Source organism: Pseudomonas sp. CC120222-01a, from assembly GCF_003097235.1.
GTDB lineage: Bacteria > Pseudomonadota > Gammaproteobacteria > Pseudomonadales > Pseudomonadaceae > Aquipseudomonas.
The window spans coordinates 184,177-201,763 of sequence record NZ_QEQQ01000005.1; the positions used below are offsets into that span (position 1 = coordinate 184,177).

Consider the following 17,587-nt stretch of genomic DNA (forward strand, 5'->3'; position numbering starts at 1 on the left):
AAATCTTTGGAGTAACGGGAAGTCGGGGTGAAATCAGCCTTCGATAACGGCGAGGATTTCGTTCTCGGCCATGACCAGCAGGTCTTCGCCATCGACTTTCACGGTGTTGCTGCCCGAGTAAGGGCCGAAAACCACTTTGTCACCGACTTTGACAGCCAGCGCACGTACTTCGCCGTTTTCCAGGACGCGACCGGTGCCAACAGCAACGACTTCGCCGCGGTTTGGTTTTTCAGCGGCCGAACCCGGCAGGACGATACCGCCAGCGGTTTTCGATTCTTCTTCGCTGCGACGGATGACTACGCGGTCATGCAGAGGACGAAGCTTCATTGTCGATCTCTCCCAAATTGTGGTTTTCATCGGCCGGTATCGACACCGGCGGGGTTGATGCAGTCCGGCGTTGCCGGGGGTGGCCCGCAAAGGGCGAACCACCTGTGTCATGACTGGTGTTGCCACCAGAAACCTTGCGGTGACCACATACATGAGGCCGCCATATTCAATTACAAGGCTTGATATGCAAAATTTTTCAGCCGGCTGAAAAAGACCGGGGCCGCTTGTGCGGCCCCGGGGTGACAGGTCTGGTTACTTGTCGCGGCGCTCGTACTCGCCTTCGATCACGTTCGGGCGATGGCCGCCATCACGCGGCTGCGGCTGGAACGGGTCGTCCTGGAACGCGCGCTGGCGCATGGCCTGGGCCTCGGCGCGCTCGCGCATCTTGCGGGCCGCCAGGTGGCGGGTGAACGGCAACAGGCACAGCAGGCCCAGCACGTCGCTGATGAAGCCCGGCAGCAGCAGCAAACCACCACCCACGGCCAGCATCAGGCCCTGGAACATGTCCTCGGCGGGCAATTCACCACGCTGCAGGCTTTCACGGGCACGCAGGGCGGTGGCGAGGCCCGCCACACGCACTACCAGCACACCCAGGGCGGAACCGGCGATGATCAGCAGCAGCGCCGGGAAGAAACCGATGGCGCCAGCGACCTTGACGAAGACGAACAGCTCCAGCACCGGGAACAGTAGAAACAGCAATAGAAAAGCACGCATCAAAGCATTCCTCGTCGGAAGAGACCCTTCCTGTAAGACCTACAGATGGATGCGTGCACTCCGGATTTCAAGCCTCGACTTCAGTCGCAGCCGGCCATTGGTCGGCGCGCGCCAGCAACACCAAGGCTTCGCGGACTTGTGTCGGCGTGTTGCAAGGCGCGGGGAAGGCTAACCAGTAGATGCCCTGGCCGATGCGCAGGTGCATGCCCTCGCTGTCGATGCCGACCATCTGCGCCGGCACGCTGCGCGGCAGGTCGCTGAGCTCGACGTAATGGGCGATGGCATTGGCATGGTCGCTGTTCATGTGCTCGATCATGCTCGCCTCGGCCTTGCCCGCGAACGGATTGGCCAGGGTCACCTGGTCGAGCCAGTGGATCGCGCCGAAACCGCCGATGTAGCGATGGCGCACCGGCTGCAGGACCCAGAAGTCGAAATCATGGGCCTTGTGGTAGTTGGCGGCGTCGGGGAAGTAGCGGTAGTAGCGCTCGGCTGCCGCCTCGATGGCGGTCTCGTCGACCAGCTTGTGCGCCTCGGCCATCACCGTCAGGCGGCCGACGGCCTGCACGTCCTCGGCCTCGCGCTCACCTACCAGCAGCGAGCACTTGGGGTCCTTCTGCAGGTTGTGGGTGTGCTGGGCGATACGGCTGATCAGGATCAGCGGATTGCCCTCGGCATCCAGGCAGTAAGGCACCACCGAACCGAACGGGAAGCCGGGCATCGACTTGGAGTGGGTCGAGAGCACGCCGCGGTATTCCTTGAGCAGCAGTTCCCGGGCGGGGCGGATGGCGTTGGTACTCACTGAAGGCGGCTCCTGGATGCGGACTGGATGAGTGACAAGATAAGCATTATCACATCCAGTGCCAATGGGGCTGCTGCGCAGCCCATCGCAGGCTTCGAGGCCTGTGCAGTACCTGTGGGAGCTGGCTTGCCTGCGAAAGGGGCGCAAAGCGCCCCCAAGGATCTACCAGGTCACACCAAAGCCAGCGGTATAGCGGGTCTTGTCCAGGTCGCTTTCCCGCGTCCCGGTGATGATGTCCTTCTCTGCCTTGAGGTTGAGCGAGGCCCATTCGGTGACCTTGTAGCGCAGCCCCACCTCGGCATCCAGCGCGTAGTCGGCCACGCCACCCAGCGGTTTGGCGAACTCGCCATTGGTGAACAGCTGGACGTTCTTGCCAATCAGGTAGCGGGTGTAATCCCACTTCACCGCCGCCGAGTAGAAGTTGTCCTTGGCACCGTCCTGATACTCGAAGTCGGTACGGTTGATCAGCGAGCCCAGCGAGAACGCGCCCAGCTCGTCGTCCCAGAACTGGTAGCCAGGGCCGGTACCAACCGTACGCTGGCGGGAGAGGTCTTCAATGTGGTCGCGCTTGTACTCCATGCGGCCCTGCCAGAACCACTTCTCGGTGATGAAGCGGTCGAGCGCGTATTCGGCGCTCCAGTTGTCAGTGGTGGTGACGTCGTCCTTGGATTCGCGGTTGTATTCGCCTTCGGCGTTGTGCCGCCAGCGGCCATGGCGGGCGGTGGTCTTGAAGTCGACATCGTAGTCGTTGCTGTCGGTCTCGGCGCGCTTGTAGTCCAAGGCCACGTCGACGTTACCCTTCCAGATGAAGTCCTCGACCAGCGGCTTGGGCTTCATGATCTGCTGGACACTGGCCAGGTCGACGGTCTTTGGCGCTTCGCCATTGGCCAGCGTCACCTTGCCCGGCTCGGCGGCCTTCAGCGACTTGGCCTTCTCGCCTGTATAGGCGTCCTGCTTGACCAGCAGCTCCTGGTCGCTTTCCAGGGTCTTGACCTGTTTCCAGTCCAGCGAGATCGAGCCGCCATACGGGGTTTCCAGCAGCAGCTTGCCACCGTCGAATACACGGATCTTGCCGCTGAGCCGGTCCCCGTTCTTCATCCACACGGTGTCGGCGAACGCCGGGGCGGTACACAGGGAGGCAATCAACAGGCAAAACAGGGATCTAGAATACATAAGCGCGCTACAGGTTCGATTTGACGAAAAAAGCCGGGCATTATCCGGATGCCGACGACCAGAGCAAGGACTGACCCAGGAGCATGCCGTTGAGTTCAACTCTCATTTGCCGCGACCATTCGTCCGGTTTCATCCCAGGCCAGGGCTGCCCTGATGTCTGAGGGATATGCGCACACCCAGGATTCGCCAGAAGCCCGACGAACGGCCCTGTATTCGGTGCTAGGCCAGGTACCCGAGGGCAAGGTGGTCAGCTATGGCGAGCTCGCCGAGCTGGCGGGCCTTGGTCGGGCGGCACGTTGGGTCGGTCGCACCCTTGGGCAGTTGCCAGCCGATACCCGCCTGCCGTGGCACCGGGTACTCGGCGCAGGCGGGCGGCTGAGCTTGGCGCTGGGCACGCCTTCGGGCGATGAACAGCGGGCCAGACTGCGCGCAGAAGGTGTGAATGTGACCAATAATCGTGTGGATATGACGCGCCATGGCTGGCGCCCGATGGAGCACAGCGGTTAGAGTGCGCGCTTTGTTTTCGCAAATTTGAGGCAGATGTTGGCCCATGCCCCGTAAAACCTGGCGCGCTGCGCTTGCTGCCTATGCCAGCCCGTCAACCTTGGTACTTTTGCTGCTGGGCTTCGCCGCCGGCCTGCCCTACATGCTGGTGTTCTCGACCCTGTCGGTATGGCTGCGCGAGGCTGGCGTGGCCCGTGAAACCATTGGCTACGCCAGCCTGATCGGCCTGGCCTATGCCTTCAAATGGGTCTGGTCACCCCTGCTCGACCAGTGGCGCCTGCCGCTGCTTGGCGGCCTGGGGCGACGCCGTTCGTGGCTGTTGCTGTCGCAAGCGCTGGTGGTGATCGGCCTGGTCGGCATGAGCCTGTGCGACCCGCAGCAACACCTTTCCTGGCTGATCGCCCTGGCGGTGCTGGTGGCCTTCGCCTCGGCTACTCAGGACATCGCCGTCGATGCCTATCGCCTCGAGATTGCCGACGACCAGCGCCAGGCAGCCCTCGCCGCCAGCTACATGGCCGGTTACCGGGTCGCCGCCCTGCTCGCCACCGCTGGCGCACTGTTCTTCGCCGAATGGTTCGGTTCCACCGGCTTCAGCTACCTGCACAAGGCCTGGGCCGGCACCTACGTGCTGTTCGGCGTGATGATGCTGCCGGCGCTGTTCACCACCCTGGTGATGCGTGAGCCACCGGTACCCCTGCGCACTCAGCTGTCGGCCGCGCGCTATGGCCTTATGCATCAGATGGCCTCGGTGTTCGTGCTGATCATCCTGCTGGTGTCAGTACCGGCCAGCTTCACCCAGATGTTCAACACCGGCTGGTCGAGCGTCATTTCCGGCGATGCGACGCCACTCGACCTGCTGCTCGAAGACCGTGCCTTCCTGCGCCTGATCCTCTACGTGCTGCTGACCTGGGCCTGCCTTTCCGGCATGGGCCGCCGTGGCCTGGCCCCGGTGCTGACACCGGTACACGACTTCATCGCCCGCTATCGTTGGCAGGCGCTGTTGCTGCTCGGGCTGATCGCCACCTATCGCATGTCGGACACGGTCATGGGTGTGATGGCCAACGTGTTCTACATCGACATGGGCTTCACCAAGGACCAGATCGCCAGCGTCAGCAAGGTCTTCGGCCTGATCATGACCCTGGTCGGTGCTGGCGTCGGCGGCCTGCTGATCGTGCGCTTCGGCATCCTGCCGATCCTGTTCATCGGCGGCGCGGCCTCGGCGGCCACCAACCTGCTGTTCCTGATGCTGTCGGACATGGGGCCGAATCTGGAAATGCTGGTGGTGACCATTTCGCTGGACAACTTCAGCTCGGGCCTGGCCACCTCGGCGTTCGTCGCCTACCTGTCGAGCCTGACCAACCTGAAGTTCTCGGCCACGCAATACGCCCTGCTCAGCTCGATCATGCTGCTGCTGCCGCGCCTGATCGGTGGCTATTCAGGGGTGATGGTGGAGAAGTACGGGTACCACGACTTCTTCCTGATCACTGCGCTGCTGGGCGTGCCCACGCTGATTCTGATCGCGCTGCACTGGCGCCAGGAAGTGAGCCGGGGAAAGCAGGTACCGGTGGATAACCCCGCGGCCGAGCAGCCCTAATAGGGCTCTACTGTACTGGCCTTTTCGCGGGTTAGCCCGCGAAGAGGCCGGTAAATCCAATAGCCGTTATTGAGCGACAGCCCCTTCCCCAGGCCGCCCACCTACCACGAACCAGAGCGGCCACAGCGCCAAGGCACCCGCCATACCGGCAGCCAAGGCAAAGTGCAGCAAGCTCTCCCCTGCCCCGATCATCGCCAGTACCGCACCACCCAGCCCCAACAAGGCAATGGTGATCATCCCCAACATCGCCGACACTAGCCCCTTGCTCTGCTCGCTGGCAAACAGCGTCATGCGGTACAGCACCGCGTTGGCCACGCCCAGCCCCAATGCATACAGCGACATACCGGCGACCACGCTGGTCACGGTCGGCCACACCCAGGTCGCCAACACCATCAGGCACAACCCGGCCAGGTAAGGCCCCAGCGCGCCACGCACCAGGGCCGGCAGCGGATAACGGTCGGCGATGCGATTGATGATCAGGTTGCCGAGGATCAACCCACCGAACACCGGCAACTGCCACAACGCATATTCCATCGTGCTCAGTCCCTCGTCGTGGATCAGCAGCACCGGCGAAAGACCGATCCAGCCAATCAGCGGCAGGCCCACCAGGCCCAACGCGGCACTGCCAGCGACGAACTTGCGGTTGGCCAGCAGCTGGCCGTAACCGGCGAGCAGCGGCAGCAGATGGATCGGGGTGAACGGCAGGCGTGAGCCATCACGACGCTCGACACCGAGGGTTTCCGGCATCAGGCGATGCAACAGCAGCCAACACAGCACGGCACCGATGGCGAAGGCCACGAACAGCCAGCGCCAGTCCAGCCACTGCAGCATGAGGGTACCGACCAGCGGGCCGAGCAGCGGCGACAGCAAGGCGATGTTGGCGAGCAATGCCATCATGCGCACCGCGTCCGCTTCGCTGAACGATTCGTTGAGTGCCGGGTAGCTGACCGTCACCACGAAGCCCAGGCCAATACCCTGCAGCAGGCGCAGCAGGTTGAAAAGGCCAATGTCTTGCACCCAGTAAGTGGCCAGGCAGGCGACGCCGAAGAAGGCACAGCCGGCCAAGAGCAGCGGACGGCGCCCATAGCGGTCGGCCAGCGGGCCGATCAGCCATTGCAGCACCACCCCACCGAGCAGGTACAGGTTGAGCGCATGGGGGATGTATTCAGGGCTGGCGTTCAGGTGCTCGACCACCACTGGCATGGCCGGCATCACCGCGTCGCTGGCCAGGTAGGTGAGCAGCTCGAACAGGGCCAGGGTCAGGCCGAACAAGAGGGCCCGAAGAGGCGTGATGTAGAGCAGTGGTTTCATGATGGCGTATCGGGTGCAGGCAGGGGGACAGGCTATATGCCAGAAATGCCGGGGAATTGCTGTGAACAAGTGTAAGGGTACAGAAATAGCCGGGGCCGCTTCGCGCCCCTTCGCGGGCACGCCCGCGAAGGGGCGCGAAGCGGCCCCGGTTGCAGCACGATTACTGCGCTGCAGCCTCCTGCACCACGCGGATCACCCGCTGCGGAAACGGAATGTCGATCCCTTCGGCCTTCAACCGGTCACGGGCGTGCTCGTTGAGCATGAACATCACGTCCCAGTAGTCGGAGGTCTTGGTCCACAGGCGCAGCGACACGGTGATCGAGCTGTCGCCCAAGGTCGAGACTACCGCCTGCGGAGCAGGGTCCGGCAGCACGCGCGGGTCCTGCGCGAGCTCCAGCAGCACCTGGCGAGCCTTCTGCAAGTCAGCCTCGTAGTCCACCCCAACATCGAACACCACCTTGCGCGTCGGCTGGCGGTTGGTGTTGGTGATGATGCCGTTGGACAGAGTGCCGTTAGGCATGATCACCGTCTTGTTGTCACCGGTGCGCAGCACGGTATGGAAGATCTGGATGCTGTCGACGGTACCGGCCACACCCTGCGCTTCGATCCAGTCGCCGATGCGGAACGGGCGGAACATCAGGATCAGCACCCCGCCGGCGAAGTTCGCCAGGCTGCCCTGCAAGGCCAGGCCGACAGCCAGCACAGCGCCGCCCATGGCGGCCACGAACGAAGTGGTCTCGATGCCAATCATCGACGCCACGCTGATCGCCAGCATCACCTTCATGACGATGTTGGCCAACGTGCGAATGAAACCCTGCAACGCCGGATCCGCGACCCGCAGGCCGACAAGCTTGGCCAGCCGGTCACTGACCTTGTTGGTGATCCACCAACCGATGGCCAAGGTCACCAGCGCAAGCAACAGGCGGCTGCCATACGCCATGATCATGGGGATCCAGGTCTGCGACTGGCGGACCAGCTGATCAACTTCAGCGTTCAAATCCATGTATTCATCTCCTGATGCCGAGCGGCACGTACACAGTAAAGCTGGCCGCTGGTTTTACAGCGGCCATGGACCCGATGGACATCATTACGCCATCGAGGTTCCGGGCAACCCGGCAATCAGTCGCGGAAGTTGTTGAACTGGATCGGCATGTCGAACTCTTTGGTGCGCAGCAGGGCAATGGCTTCCTGCAGGTCGTCGCGCTTCTTGCCGGTGACACGCACCTGCTCGCCCTGGATGGCGGCCTGGACCTTGAGCTTGCCGTCCTTGATGGTGGCGACGATCTTCTTGGCCAGGTCCTTGTCGATGCCTTCGCGGAACTTGGCCTCCTGTTTCTTTTCCTTGCCCGAGGCGTACGGGTCCTTGGTTTCCAGGCACTTGACGTCGATCTTGCGCTTGACCAGCGCCAGGCGCAGGATTTCCAGCATGGCTTCGAGCTGGAACTCTTCCTCGGCGGTCATCATCACGGTCTGCTCCTTGTCCTTGAACTCGAAGCTGCCCTTGCCCTTGAGGTCATAGCGGCGCTCGAGGTCCTTGATGGCGTTGTCGACCGCGTTCTGCACTTCGTGCTTGTCCAGTTCCGATACCACGTCGAACGAAGGCATGGGTAATCTCCATAAAATAATCGCGCGCTCAGTCTGAACATGGAGCGCGTCGGTGTTAGCGGGTTAAAATGCGGGCTCATTATAACGGGTTGCGAAACGCAGATGAGCAGCACCTGGCATATTCTCGGCGCCGGTAGCCTCGGCAGCCTCTGGGCCTGCCGCCTGGCACGCGCCAGCAAGGCAGTACGCCTGATCCTGCGTGATGCGCAGCGCCTGCAGGCTTACCAGCAGGCTGGCGGCCTGACCCTGGTCGAGCAGGAGCATACCCGCCTCTACGCCATCCCGGCCGAAACGGCCGAGTCCGGCGGGCCCATCCATCGCCTGCTGGTGGCCTGCAAGGCCTACGATGCCGCCCCCGCCATCGCCCGCCTGGCACCACGCCTGGCTGAAGGCGCAGATATCGTCCTGTTGCAGAACGGCCTGGGCAGCCAGGACGAAGTCGCCGACCAGGTGCCCCACGCCCGCTGCATCTTCGCCTCCAGCACCGAAGGCGCGTTCCGCGAGGGCGACTGGCGTGTGCACTTCGCCGGGCATGGCTTCAACTGGCTGGGGGACCCGGCCAACCCCACCACTCCAGAATGGTTCGATGACCTGCATGACGCCGGTATCCCTGGCGAATGGACGGTCGACATCCTGACCCGCCTGTGGCGCAAGCTGGCGCTCAACTGCGCCATCAATCCGCTGACCGTGCTGCACGATTGCCAGAACGGCGGTTTGCTCGGGCACCTCGGCGAGGTCGAGGCACTGTGCACGGAACTGGCCGAGCTGCTGCGCCGTTGCGGCCAGCCCGAAGCGGCGGCCGATCTGGACGAAGAAGTGCAACGGGTGATCCTGGCCACCGCAGCCAACTACTCTTCCATGTACCAGGACGTACGCGCAGGCCGGCGTACCGAGGTGCACTACCTGCTGGGCCATGCCTGCCGGGCGGCCGAGCGCCACGGCTTGGCGCTGCCGCGGCTGGAACACCTGCACCAGCGCCTGGTCGATAACCTGCAAGCGCGTGGTTTGCCCAGCGCCTGACGTCAACCCAATACGGACATTGCCTTGCCCATGAGCCTGCGCCAACGCCTGGAAAACCTCCCGGTCGGGCAGAAACTGCTGGCAGCCCTGCTGGTACTGCTGGTGACCATCCTGCTGGTCGCCAATCTGACCTTCATCAGTGCCGCCTACTGGATCACCCAGGAGAGCATGGCACCGCAGGCATTGCAGACCATCGGCAAGCTGGTGGCCAACCCGCAACTGTCAGCCCGTGCCGGCGACTCGACCGAGACTGCCACTGCCCTGCTCAAGGAGCTGGACAGCTACACCCCGCTGCGCGCCGCCGCCATCTACGGCGGCGACGGCAACATGCTGGCCCAATTGCAGCACGGCGAGTCTCTGGCCCTGCCCAAGCGCTACCGCAACATCGACGGCTGGCGCCTGATGGAGTTTCGCAGCACCCAGCTGATCCGCATCCCGCGTGATGCCAGCCCACCGGCGCACCTGCTGCTGGTGGCCAGCAGTGAACTGCCCACGGCGTTCTACACCGGCACGCTCAGCGCCAGCCTGGCGATCCTGGTGTTCAGCATCCTGCTGTGGATGATCATCGCCCGGCAGATCAAGCGCCTGATCACCCAGCCGATCAATCAGCTCGAAGAACTCAGCCGCCAGGTCACCCGTGAAGAAAGCTATGCCTTGCGCGCCACCCGCGGCAACGACGACGAGATTGGTAGCCTGGCCGAAGCCTTCAACACCATGCTCTCGCGCATCGAGGCCCGCGAGCAGCAGCTCAAGCGCGCCCGCGACGAGTTCCAGATGGCCTACGACCAGGCCCAGGGCCTGGCCGAGGAAACCCGCCACACCAACCGCAAGCTGGAGCTCGAAGTCCAGGTGCGCAGCAAGATCGAGAAGAAGCTCACGGGCTTTCAGAACTACCTCAACAGCATCATCGACTCCATGCCCTCGGCGCTGATCGCCCTCGATGAGCAGCTCTACGTCACCCAATGGAACCACGAGGCCACAGTGCTCTCCGGCACGCCACTGGACGAAGCGCTGAACCAGCCGATCTTCATCGCCTTCGAGCCGCTCAAGCCGTTCCTGCCGCAACTCAAGGAGAGCGTCGAAAAGCACCGGGTGGCGAAGATCGAGCGGGTCACATGGCCCAAGGGCGACGACCTGCGCCATTACGCCCTGACTTTCTACCCGCTGATGGGCGGCGGTGGCCGCGGCGTGGTGATCCGTATCGACGACATCACCCAGCGCCTGTCGCTGGAGGAGATGATGGTGCAGTCGGAGAAGATGCTTTCGGTCGGTGGCCTCGCCGCCGGCATGGCCCACGAAATCAACAACCCACTGGGCGCAATCCTGCACAACGTGCAGAACATTCGCCGGCGCCTGTCGGCAGAGCTGCCACGTAACCAGGAGCAGGCGAGCGAGCTGGGCATCGACCTGGCCAACGTCAACCGCTACCTGGAAAGCCGCGAAGTGCCGCAGCTGCTCGACGGCATTCAGCAGGCCGGCGCCCGCGCCGCCAAGATCGTCACCCACATGCTCAGTTTCAGCCGCCGCAGCAACCGCCAGCTGGCGCCTTGCGAGCTGCCGGCGCTGATCGACCAGGCCGTGGAAATCGCCAGCAACGACTTCGACCTGACCATCGGCTTCGATTTCAAGGGCCAGGCCATCGTCCGCCAGTTCGACCCCAACCTGGGCCCGGTACCCTGCACCGCCAACGAACTGGAGCAGGTGCTGCTGAACCTGCTGAAGAACGCCGCCCAGGCCATCCACCAGCGGCCGCAGCCCAGCGAGCCAGGGCGCATCACGCTGCGCACGAAGCTCAATCCGCCCTGGGCCGAGATCCAGGTCGAGGACAACGGCGTGGGCATGCCTGAAACCGTGCGCAAACGCACCTTCGAGCCGTTCTTCACCACCAAGGAAATCGGCCAGGGTACCGGGCTCGGCCTGTCGGTTTCGTACTTCATCATCACCAACAACCACAAGGGGCAGATGGAAGTGCAGTCCACGCCCGGCCAGGGCACCTGCTTCACCCTGCGCCTGCCCCTCGGCCAGCCGCCAGCGGCTGCGCCGACCCACACGGAGGCATGACATGGGCTATCGCCTGTCGAAGATCTACACCCGCACTGGCGACAAGGGCGAAACCGGCCTGGGGGACGGGCGTCGGGTACCCAAGGACCACCCGCGGGTCGAGGCGATCGGTGAGGTGGACAGCCTCAACAGCCAGCTCGGGCTGCTGCTGGCCGGCCTGGCCGAACACGGGTTGGACGAGGTGAGCAACGTTCTGGCGCCCTGCCAGCATCGTTTGTTCGACCTTGGCGGCGAGTTGGCGATGCCCAGCTACCAAGCCTTGAACCAGGCTGAAGTGGAGCGGCTGGAGGCAGCAATCGATGTGTGGAACGAAGAGCTGGGGCCGCTGAAGAATTTCATTCTGCCCAGTGGTTCGGCGCTGGTGGCGCAGGCCCATGTGTGCCGTAGCCTGGCGCGCAGTGCGGAGCGGCGGTGTCAGCAGTTGAATGCACTGGAGCCGTTGGAGGGGGTTGGGTTGGCTTACATCAACCGGCTTTCGGATCTGCTGTTTGTGGCGGCGCGGATGATCGGGCGGCGGCAAGGGGTAGCTGAAGTATTGTGGCAGCCTGCGGTAAAACCTGAAGGCTGAGATCACTGGGGCTGCTTTGCAGCCCCAATTACTCAGGCCTCGGGCCAGAATGCGCGGATCCCGGCAACACCTTGGGCACCGGCCTCCCAGGCCTTCTCCCGCTCACCCGGCCCAACCCCACCCAGCAGGTAAACCGGCTGGTTGAACCCGGCAATCAGCCGCTGCGCCTCATCCCAACCCAACGGCACCGCCTCGGGGTGGGTCTGGGTCGCCTGCACCGGCGACAGGGTGACGAAATCCACGCCCATCTGCTCGGCCAGCGCCAGCTCTTCGGCACTGTGGCATGACGCTGCCAGCCAGCGCTCCTTGGGGAACGGGCGGCCTTTGGCGGCATACTTGCGCAGCTGCGCGGCGGTCAGGTGCCAGCCGGCGGACGGGAAGTCGCCCAGCCACTCCAGCGGCCCCTTGAGCATCAGCTGCGCCTTGCCCGCGCACAGCCCGACCGCATCCACCGCCACATCGCGGTACTTGGGGTCGTACATGTCCGGCGCACGCAGCTGGATCAGGCGAATACCGTTGGCCACGGCCTTCTGGATACCCTTGAGCATCTGCGGCACTTCCAGGCCATCCGGGGTGATCAGGTACTGGTCCGGCAAGCGCGCAGCAGCGACGATCGGCTTGTTGGCCTCAGGGAACTCGTACTGCCCCAGGTCCCGTGGCGCGACCCAGGCCAGTGGCTGGCCTTCGGCGCCGTGGGGCTCACCGGTGAAGGCATCAACCTCACGCACATCCAGCAGCACCTGCTTGTCCGGGTAGTCGTGGCTGACCTTGATCAGCGCCCGCGAACGGGTCACTTCGATGCCCAGCTCTTCGCGCAACTCACGGGCCAGGGCCGCTTCGACGCCTTCGCCCTCTTCCACCTTGCCGCCCGGGAATTCCCACAGGCCGCCTTGATGCTGAGTATCGGCGCGGCGGGCAATCAGAATGCGCCCGTCACTACCGCGGATCACCGCGGCTACAACATGAATCCGTTTCAACCTTCACGCTCCGCCAGGCCAGCTTGCTGCCAGGCCTGGAAGGCCGGCCACTGGTAAATGGTCTCGATATAGGTGGCTGCCTCGGCGGGCACTTCCACGCGGTAGGTACGCAGGCGCACCGCCACCGGGGCGAAGAAGGCATCGGCCAGGGTCGGCTTGCCGAACAGGAAGGGGCCACTGTCCTTGGCCACCAGGCGGCACTCGGACCACAGCGCGACGATGCGGTCGATGTCGACTTGCACGTCCAGCGGCATGTCATCCAGCCCCTGGTCACGGGACAGGTCGAACGGCATGGCTCCGCGCAGGGCGAAGAAGCCGCTGTGCATCTGCGCACAGGCCGAACGGGCCTGGGCACGGGCGGCCACATCAGCTGGCCACAGCTGGGCCTCGGGGTGGCGCTCGTTAAGGTACTCGGCAATGGCCAGGGAATCGGCGATCACGCCGTGCTCGGTCTTGAGCAGCGGCACCTTGCCGGTGGAAGAGAATTCGAGGATGCGCTTGCGGGTGTCGGGCTGGTTCAGGCTGATCAGCGTTTCTTCGTATGGCACGCCGGCCAGCTCTAGGGCCAGGGCACCACGCAGCGACCAGGAGGAATACAGCTTGTCGCCGATGATCAGGTGATAGCTCATGGTTCGGCTCCATGTATTGGGAGTTTTGGGGCTGCTTTGCAGCCCTTTCGCGACACAAGGCCGCTCCTACAAGGGAACGCGATCTCCTGTAGGAGCGGCCTTGTGTCGCGAAAGGGCCGCACAGCGGCCCCAGCATTACTTCAGGTGCGGTATTCGGCGTTGATCTTCACGTATTCGTGGGACAGGTCGGTGGTCCAGATGGTTTCGCTGCACTGGCCACGACCCAGCTCGATACGGATGGTGATCTCTTCCTGGGCCATCACGGCCGAACCCTGCGCTTCGGTGTAGCTCGGGCTGCGGCCGCCTTGGCTGGCGATGCACACGCTGTCCAGGTACACGTCGATCAGGCTGACATCCAGCTCCGGCACGCCGGCACGGCCCACGGCAGCCAGGATACGGCCCCAGTTCGGGTCGGAGGCGAACAGCGCGGTCTTGATCAGCGGCGAGTGGGCCACGGCGTAACCGACATCCAGGCATTCCTGGTGGTTGCCACCACCGTTGACCTGCACGGTAACGAACTTGGTGGCGCCTTCGCCGTCACGGACGATGGCCTGGGCCACTTCCATGCACACTTCGAACACGGCCTTCTTCAATGCTTCGAACAGCGCGCCGCTGGCTTCGGTGACTTCCGGCAGGTTGGCCTTGCCGGTGGCGATCAGCATGCAGCAGTCGTTGGTCGAGGTGTCGCCGTCGATGGTGATGCGGTTGAACGACTTGTTGGCACCGTCGAGCATCAGGTCCTTGAGCACCGCCGGGGCCACCTTGGCGTCGGTAGCGATGTAGCCGAGCATGGTGGCCATGTTCGGGCGAATCATGCCGGCGCCTTTGCTGATACCGGTCACGGTGACGGTCACGCCATCATGCTGGAACTGGCGGCTGGCACCCTTTGGCAGGGTGTCGGTGGTCATGATGCCGGTGGCGGCTTCAGCCCAGTGGTTTTCCGACAGGTTGTCCAGGGCGGCCTGCAGCGCGCCTTCGATCTTCTCGACCGGCAGTGGCTCACCGATCACACCGGTGGAGAACGGCAGCACCGACTCGGCCGGCACGCCGGTCAGTTCGGCCAGCTTGGCGCAGGTGCGTTCGGCTGCGGCCAGGCCTGGTGCGCCGGTACCGGCGTTGGCATTGCCGGTGTTGGTCAGCAGGTAGCGCACGGTGCCCTGCACGCGCTGCTTGGACAGGATCACCGGAGCTGCACAGAAGGCGTTGAGGGTGAACACGCCAGCCACGCTGGAGCCTTCGGCGCAGCGCATGACCACCACATCCTTGCGCCCAGGACGCTTGATGCCGGCAGAAGCAATACCGAGTTCAAAACCCGGAACCGGGTGCAGGGTGGGCAAAGGACCAAGACCAACAGCCATTAGAGCGCTCCTAGAAATACGGTGAATATGGAAAAAGGGGGCCGCAATGCGGCCCCCAGGGATGTCACGATACAACAATCAGCTCAGGTCACTCGATCTGACCATGGCAATGCTTGAATTTTTTGCCAGAACCACACCAGCACGGCTCGTTGCGGCCCAGCTTGAGGTCGTTGCGCACCGGGGCAGCGGCCACGGCCACTTCGGCGCCCTCCTCGCTAAGCTGCTCGCTTTCAAGGCCCGGCGCGGCGGCATGCTGGAACTGCATGCGGCTGGCCAGCTCTTCGGCTTCGCGGCGCAGACGGGCTTCTTCTTCGGCCGGGTCTTCGCGGCGCACCTGAACGTGCGACAGCACGCGAATGGTGTCGCGCTTGATCGACTCGAGCAGTTCCTGGAACAGCGAGAACGACTCGCGCTTGTACTCCTGCTTCGGGTTCTTCTGCGCGTAACCACGCAGGTGGATACCGTGACGCAGGTGATCCATGGTCGACAGGTGGTCTTTCCACAGGTCGTCCAGCACGCGCAGCAAGATCTGCTTCTCGAAGGTACGCAGGGCCTCGATACCGGCCTGGTCTTCCTTCTCGGTGTAGGCGGTGGTGATTTCGTTCAGCAGCTTCTCGCGCAGGGTCTCCTCGTAAAGCTGAGCATCCTCGTCCAGCCACTGCTGGATCGGCAGCTTCATGGCGAAGTCGCTGGCCAGCGCCGCTTCCAGGCCGGCCACGTCCCACTGCTCCGGCAGCGACTGCGGCGGGATGTGCTGGCTGATGGTGGCATCCAGCACTTCCTGGCGGAACTCGGCGATGGTGTCGCCAATGTTATCGGCCGCCAGCAGGCTGTTGCGCATGTGGTAGATCACCTTGCGCTGTTCGTTGGCCACGTCATCGTATTCAAGCAGCTGCTTGCGGATGTCGAAGTTGCGGCCTTCGACCTTGCGCTGGGCTTTTTCGATGGCGTTGGTGACCATGCGGTGCTCGATGGCCTCGCCAGACTGCATGCCCAGTGCCTTCATGAAGTTCTTCACCCGGTCAGAGGCGAAGATACGCATCAGGCTGTCTTCCAGCGACAGGTAGAAGCGGCTCGAACCCGGGTCGCCCTGACGGCCGGAACGGCCACGCAGCTGGTTGTCGATACGGCGCGATTCGTGGCGCTCGGAGGCGATCACGTGCAGGCCACCGGCTTGAATCACCTGCTGGTGACGCTTCTGCCAGTCGGCCTTGATCTGGGCGATCTGCTCAGGAGTCGGGTTTTCCAGGGCAGCCACTTCGGCTTCCCAGTTACCGCCCAGCAGAATGTCGGTACCACGGCCAGCCATGTTGGTGGCGATGGTCAGCGCACCCGGGGCACCGGCTTGCGCGATGATCTCGGCTTCCTTCTCGTGGTACTTGGCGTTCAGTACCTTGTGGTCGATACCTTCCTTCTTCAGCAGGTTCGACATGTGCTCCGAAGTTTCGATGGTGGCGGTACCCACCAGGATCGGGCGGCCCTGGGTCATGCTCTCTTTGATGTCGGCGATGATCGCGGCGTATTTCTCGTCGGCGGTCAGGTACACCAGGTCGTTGAAGTCTTTACGCGCGAGCGGTTTGTTCGGCGGGATGACCATCACGTTGAGGGCGTAGATCGACTGGAACTCGAACGCTTCGGTGTCGGCGGTACCGGTCATGCCGGACAGCTTGGTGTAGAGACGGAAGTAGTTCTGGAAGGTGGTCGACGCCAGGGTCTGGCTTTCGGCCTGAATGTTCAGGTTTTCTTTTGCCTCGATGGCCTGGTGCAGGCCTTCGGACAGGCGACGGCCAGGCATGGTACGGCCGGTGTGCTCGTCGATCAGCAGGACCTGGCCGTCCTGGACGATGTACTCGATGTTGCGGTGGAACAGCTTGTGCGCACGCAGGCCGGCGTAGACGTGGGTCAGCAGGCCCAGGTTGTGCGCCGAGTACAGGCTCTCGCCTTCGGCCAGCAGGCCAGCCTGGGTCAGCATCTCTTCGATGAACTGGTGACCGGCTTCGTTGAGCTCTACCTGGCGGCTCTTCTCGTCGATGGTGTAGTGGCCTTCCTGGGTGACCTGGCCTTCGACTTCTTCGATGTGCTGGGTCAGGCGCGGGATCAGGCGGTTGATCTCGATATACAGCTTGGAGCTGTCTTCGGCCTGACCGGAGATGATCAGCGGGGTACGCGCTTCGTCGATGAGGATCGAGTCGACTTCGTCGATCACGGCGAAGTTCAGTTCACGCTGGAACTTCTCTTCCTGGCTGAACGCCATGTTGTCGCGCAGGTAGTCGAAACCGAATTCGTTGTTGGTGCCGTAGGTGATGTCGGCAGCGTAGGCGGCGCGCTTTTCTTCAGGCGGCTGGAAGGCCGAGACGATGCCTACGGACAGGCCGAGGAATTCGTACAGCGGGCGCATCCAGTTGGCGTCGCGGCGGGCCAGGTAGTCGTTCACCGTGACCACATGCACACCCTTGCCGGACAGGGCGTTGAGGTAAACGGCCAGGGTACCGACCAAGGTCTTGCCTTCACCGGTACGCATTTCTGCGATCATGCCCTCGTGCAGGGTCATGCCGCCGATCAGCTGCACGTCGAAGTGGCGCATGCCCATCACGCGCTTGCCGGCCTCACGGGCCACGGCGAAGGCTTCGGGCAACAGTTGGTCCAACGTCTCGCCTTTGGCCAGGCGCTCCTTGAACTCTGCGGTCTTGCCCCGCAGTTGCTCATCGGAGAGGGCCACCATCTTCTCTTCGAAGGCATTGACGATAGCTACCGTCTTGAGCATGCGTTTGACTTCACGCTCGTTCTTGCTTCCAAAAAGTTTTTTTAACAAAGGCGCAAACATATCGGCAGGATCTTCCACACGTAGGGATGGAGGGCGGCCCCATGAGTCGCCCGTGCAGCCCTGAGGCCGCATGCGAACGAGCATTCTACCCGGAAACGATGGTGAGGAAAGTGGTCGATTGCC

16 protein-coding genes are annotated in these 17,587 nt (G+C 63.4%); 5 read left to right on the plus strand and 11 right to left on the minus strand.

The window, feature by feature from the left end:
- Window positions 1-33: 33 nt before the first annotated feature.
- The 4 genes from N430_RS09285 to N430_RS09300 all read right to left on the minus strand — a co-directional run bounded on the left by N430_RS09285 (window position 34) and on the right by N430_RS09300 (window position 3,013).
- Window positions 34-327 (minus strand): co-chaperone GroES, encoded by a 294-nt coding sequence (locus N430_RS09285; protein ID WP_009684394.1) that lies wholly within the window; start codon window positions 325-327, stop codon window positions 34-36.
- A 252-nt stretch (window positions 328-579) separates the two neighbouring features.
- Window positions 580-1,041: an FxsA family protein gene (locus tag N430_RS09290; RefSeq protein WP_103449258.1), complete on the minus strand. Its 462-nt coding sequence runs from the start codon at window positions 1,039-1,041 to the stop codon at window positions 580-582.
- A 67-nt stretch (window positions 1,042-1,108) separates the two neighbouring features.
- On the minus strand, window positions 1,109-1,840 hold the full coding sequence (locus N430_RS09295) for a HugZ family protein (RefSeq protein ID WP_110635844.1): 732 nt from the start codon (window positions 1,838-1,840) through the stop codon (window positions 1,109-1,111).
- A gap of 162 nt (window positions 1,841-2,002) precedes the next feature.
- Complete coding sequence (locus N430_RS09300; protein ID WP_110635841.1) at window positions 2,003-3,013, minus strand: DUF481 domain-containing protein; 1,011 nt, start codon at window positions 3,011-3,013, stop codon at window positions 2,003-2,005.
- Window positions 3,014-3,166: 153 nt separating this feature from the next.
- Here N430_RS09300 and N430_RS09305 point away from each other — a divergent pair, with 153 nt between their 5' ends.
- Together N430_RS09305 and N430_RS09310 are read left to right on the plus strand one after the other, a co-directional pair.
- Window positions 3,167-3,520 carry an MGMT family protein gene (locus tag N430_RS09305; protein ID WP_110635838.1) on the plus strand — a complete coding sequence of 118 codons (354 nt, stop codon included), beginning with the start codon at window positions 3,167-3,169 and terminating at the stop codon, window positions 3,518-3,520.
- 43 nt (window positions 3,521-3,563) lie between these two features.
- Entirely contained in the window at window positions 3,564-5,111 is a 1,548-nt protein-coding gene (locus N430_RS09310; RefSeq protein WP_110635835.1) for an AmpG family muropeptide MFS transporter, read from the plus strand.
- Window positions 5,112-5,177: 66 nt separating this feature from the next.
- Here N430_RS09310 and N430_RS09315 read toward each other — a convergent pair whose 3' ends face one another.
- The 3 genes from N430_RS09315 to N430_RS09325 all read right to left on the minus strand — a co-directional run bounded on the left by N430_RS09315 (window position 5,178) and on the right by N430_RS09325 (window position 8,027).
- Window positions 5,178-6,422, minus strand: a complete 1,245-nt coding sequence (locus N430_RS09315; RefSeq protein ID WP_110635832.1) for an MFS transporter — start codon at window positions 6,420-6,422, stop codon at window positions 5,178-5,180.
- A 160-nt stretch (window positions 6,423-6,582) separates the two neighbouring features.
- Complete coding sequence (locus N430_RS09320; protein ID WP_110635829.1) at window positions 6,583-7,425, minus strand: mechanosensitive ion channel family protein; 843 nt, start codon at window positions 7,423-7,425, stop codon at window positions 6,583-6,585.
- 116 nt (window positions 7,426-7,541) lie between these two features.
- Window positions 7,542-8,027: a YajQ family cyclic di-GMP-binding protein gene (locus N430_RS09325; protein WP_110635826.1), complete on the minus strand. Its 486-nt coding sequence runs from the start codon at window positions 8,025-8,027 to the stop codon at window positions 7,542-7,544.
- Window positions 8,028-8,129: 102 nt separating this feature from the next.
- On the opposite strand from N430_RS09325, the gene N430_RS09330 reads away from it, so the two are divergent.
- Genes N430_RS09330 through N430_RS09340 form a run of 3 tightly spaced genes read left to right on the plus strand, consistent with a single transcriptional unit; the run spans window position 8,130 to window position 11,676 of the window.
- A complete protein-coding gene (locus N430_RS09330; protein WP_110635823.1) occupies window positions 8,130-9,047 on the plus strand; it encodes a putative 2-dehydropantoate 2-reductase in 918 nt (305 codons plus the stop codon).
- 30 nt (window positions 9,048-9,077) lie between these two features.
- Window positions 9,078-11,108, plus strand: a complete 2,031-nt coding sequence (locus N430_RS09335; RefSeq protein WP_110635820.1) for an ATP-binding protein — start codon at window positions 9,078-9,080, stop codon at window positions 11,106-11,108.
- A 1-nt stretch (window position 11,109) separates the two neighbouring features.
- Window positions 11,110-11,676 carry a cob(I)yrinic acid a,c-diamide adenosyltransferase gene (locus N430_RS09340; RefSeq protein ID WP_110635818.1) on the plus strand — a complete coding sequence of 189 codons (567 nt, stop codon included), beginning with the start codon at window positions 11,110-11,112 and terminating at the stop codon, window positions 11,674-11,676.
- 32 nt (window positions 11,677-11,708) lie between these two features.
- Here the strand turns inward: N430_RS09340 and N430_RS09345 are convergent, their stop codons facing one another.
- The 4 genes from N430_RS09345 to secA all read right to left on the minus strand — a co-directional run bounded on the left by N430_RS09345 (window position 11,709) and on the right by secA (window position 17,464).
- Window positions 11,709-12,653: a Nudix family hydrolase gene (locus N430_RS09345; RefSeq protein ID WP_110635815.1), complete on the minus strand. Its 945-nt coding sequence runs from the start codon at window positions 12,651-12,653 to the stop codon at window positions 11,709-11,711.
- Window positions 12,650-13,282: a glutathione S-transferase family protein gene (locus tag N430_RS09350; RefSeq protein ID WP_110635812.1), complete on the minus strand. Its 633-nt coding sequence runs from the start codon at window positions 13,280-13,282 to the stop codon at window positions 12,650-12,652. The genes N430_RS09345 and N430_RS09350 overlap by 4 nt, the downstream gene beginning before the upstream one ends.
- Before the next feature lie 140 nt (window positions 13,283-13,422).
- Window positions 13,423-14,640 (minus strand): bifunctional glutamate N-acetyltransferase/amino-acid acetyltransferase ArgJ, encoded by a 1,218-nt coding sequence (gene argJ / locus N430_RS09355; RefSeq protein WP_027917987.1) that lies wholly within the window; start codon window positions 14,638-14,640, stop codon window positions 13,423-13,425.
- 88 nt (window positions 14,641-14,728) lie between these two features.
- Entirely contained in the window at window positions 14,729-17,464 is a 2,736-nt protein-coding gene (secA, locus tag N430_RS09360; protein ID WP_110635809.1) for a preprotein translocase subunit SecA, read from the minus strand.
- Window positions 17,465-17,587 lie beyond the last annotated feature (123 nt).

Excerpts from the sequence above, each read along its gene's own strand:
- N430_RS09290 (WP_103449258.1), bottom strand. The coding sequence starts at position 1,041 with ATGCGTGCTTTTCTATTGCTGTTTCTACTGTTCCCGGTGCTGGAGCTG.
- N430_RS09335 (WP_110635820.1), top strand. The coding sequence starts at position 9,078 with ATGAGCCTGCGCCAACGCCTGGAAAACCTCCCGGTCGGGCAGAAACTG.
- N430_RS09325 (WP_110635826.1), bottom strand. The coding sequence starts at position 8,027 with ATGCCTTCGTTCGACGTGGTATCGGAACTGGACAAGCACGAAGTGCAG.
- N430_RS09285 (WP_009684394.1), bottom strand. The coding sequence starts at position 327 with ATGAAGCTTCGTCCTCTGCATGACCGCGTAGTCATCCGTCGCAGCGAA.
- N430_RS09350 (WP_110635812.1), bottom strand. The coding sequence starts at position 13,282 with ATGAGCTATCACCTGATCATCGGCGACAAGCTGTATTCCTCCTGGTCG.
- N430_RS09340 (WP_110635818.1), top strand. The coding sequence starts at position 11,110 with ATGGGCTATCGCCTGTCGAAGATCTACACCCGCACTGGCGACAAGGGC.
- argJ (WP_027917987.1), bottom strand. The coding sequence starts at position 14,640 with ATGGCTGTTGGTCTTGGTCCTTTGCCCACCCTGCACCCGGTTCCGGGT.
- N430_RS09310 (WP_110635835.1), top strand. The coding sequence starts at position 3,564 with ATGCCCCGTAAAACCTGGCGCGCTGCGCTTGCTGCCTATGCCAGCCCG.
- N430_RS09315 (WP_110635832.1), bottom strand. The coding sequence starts at position 6,422 with ATGAAACCACTGCTCTACATCACGCCTCTTCGGGCCCTCTTGTTCGGC.
- N430_RS09330 (WP_110635823.1), top strand. The coding sequence starts at position 8,130 with ATGAGCAGCACCTGGCATATTCTCGGCGCCGGTAGCCTCGGCAGCCTC.
- N430_RS09305 (WP_110635838.1), top strand. The coding sequence starts at position 3,167 with ATGTCTGAGGGATATGCGCACACCCAGGATTCGCCAGAAGCCCGACGA.
- N430_RS09320 (WP_110635829.1), bottom strand. The coding sequence starts at position 7,425 with ATGGATTTGAACGCTGAAGTTGATCAGCTGGTCCGCCAGTCGCAGACC.
- N430_RS09300 (WP_110635841.1), bottom strand. The coding sequence starts at position 3,013 with ATGTATTCTAGATCCCTGTTTTGCCTGTTGATTGCCTCCCTGTGTACC.
- secA (WP_110635809.1), bottom strand. The coding sequence starts at position 17,464 with ATGTTTGCGCCTTTGTTAAAAAAACTTTTTGGAAGCAAGAACGAGCGT.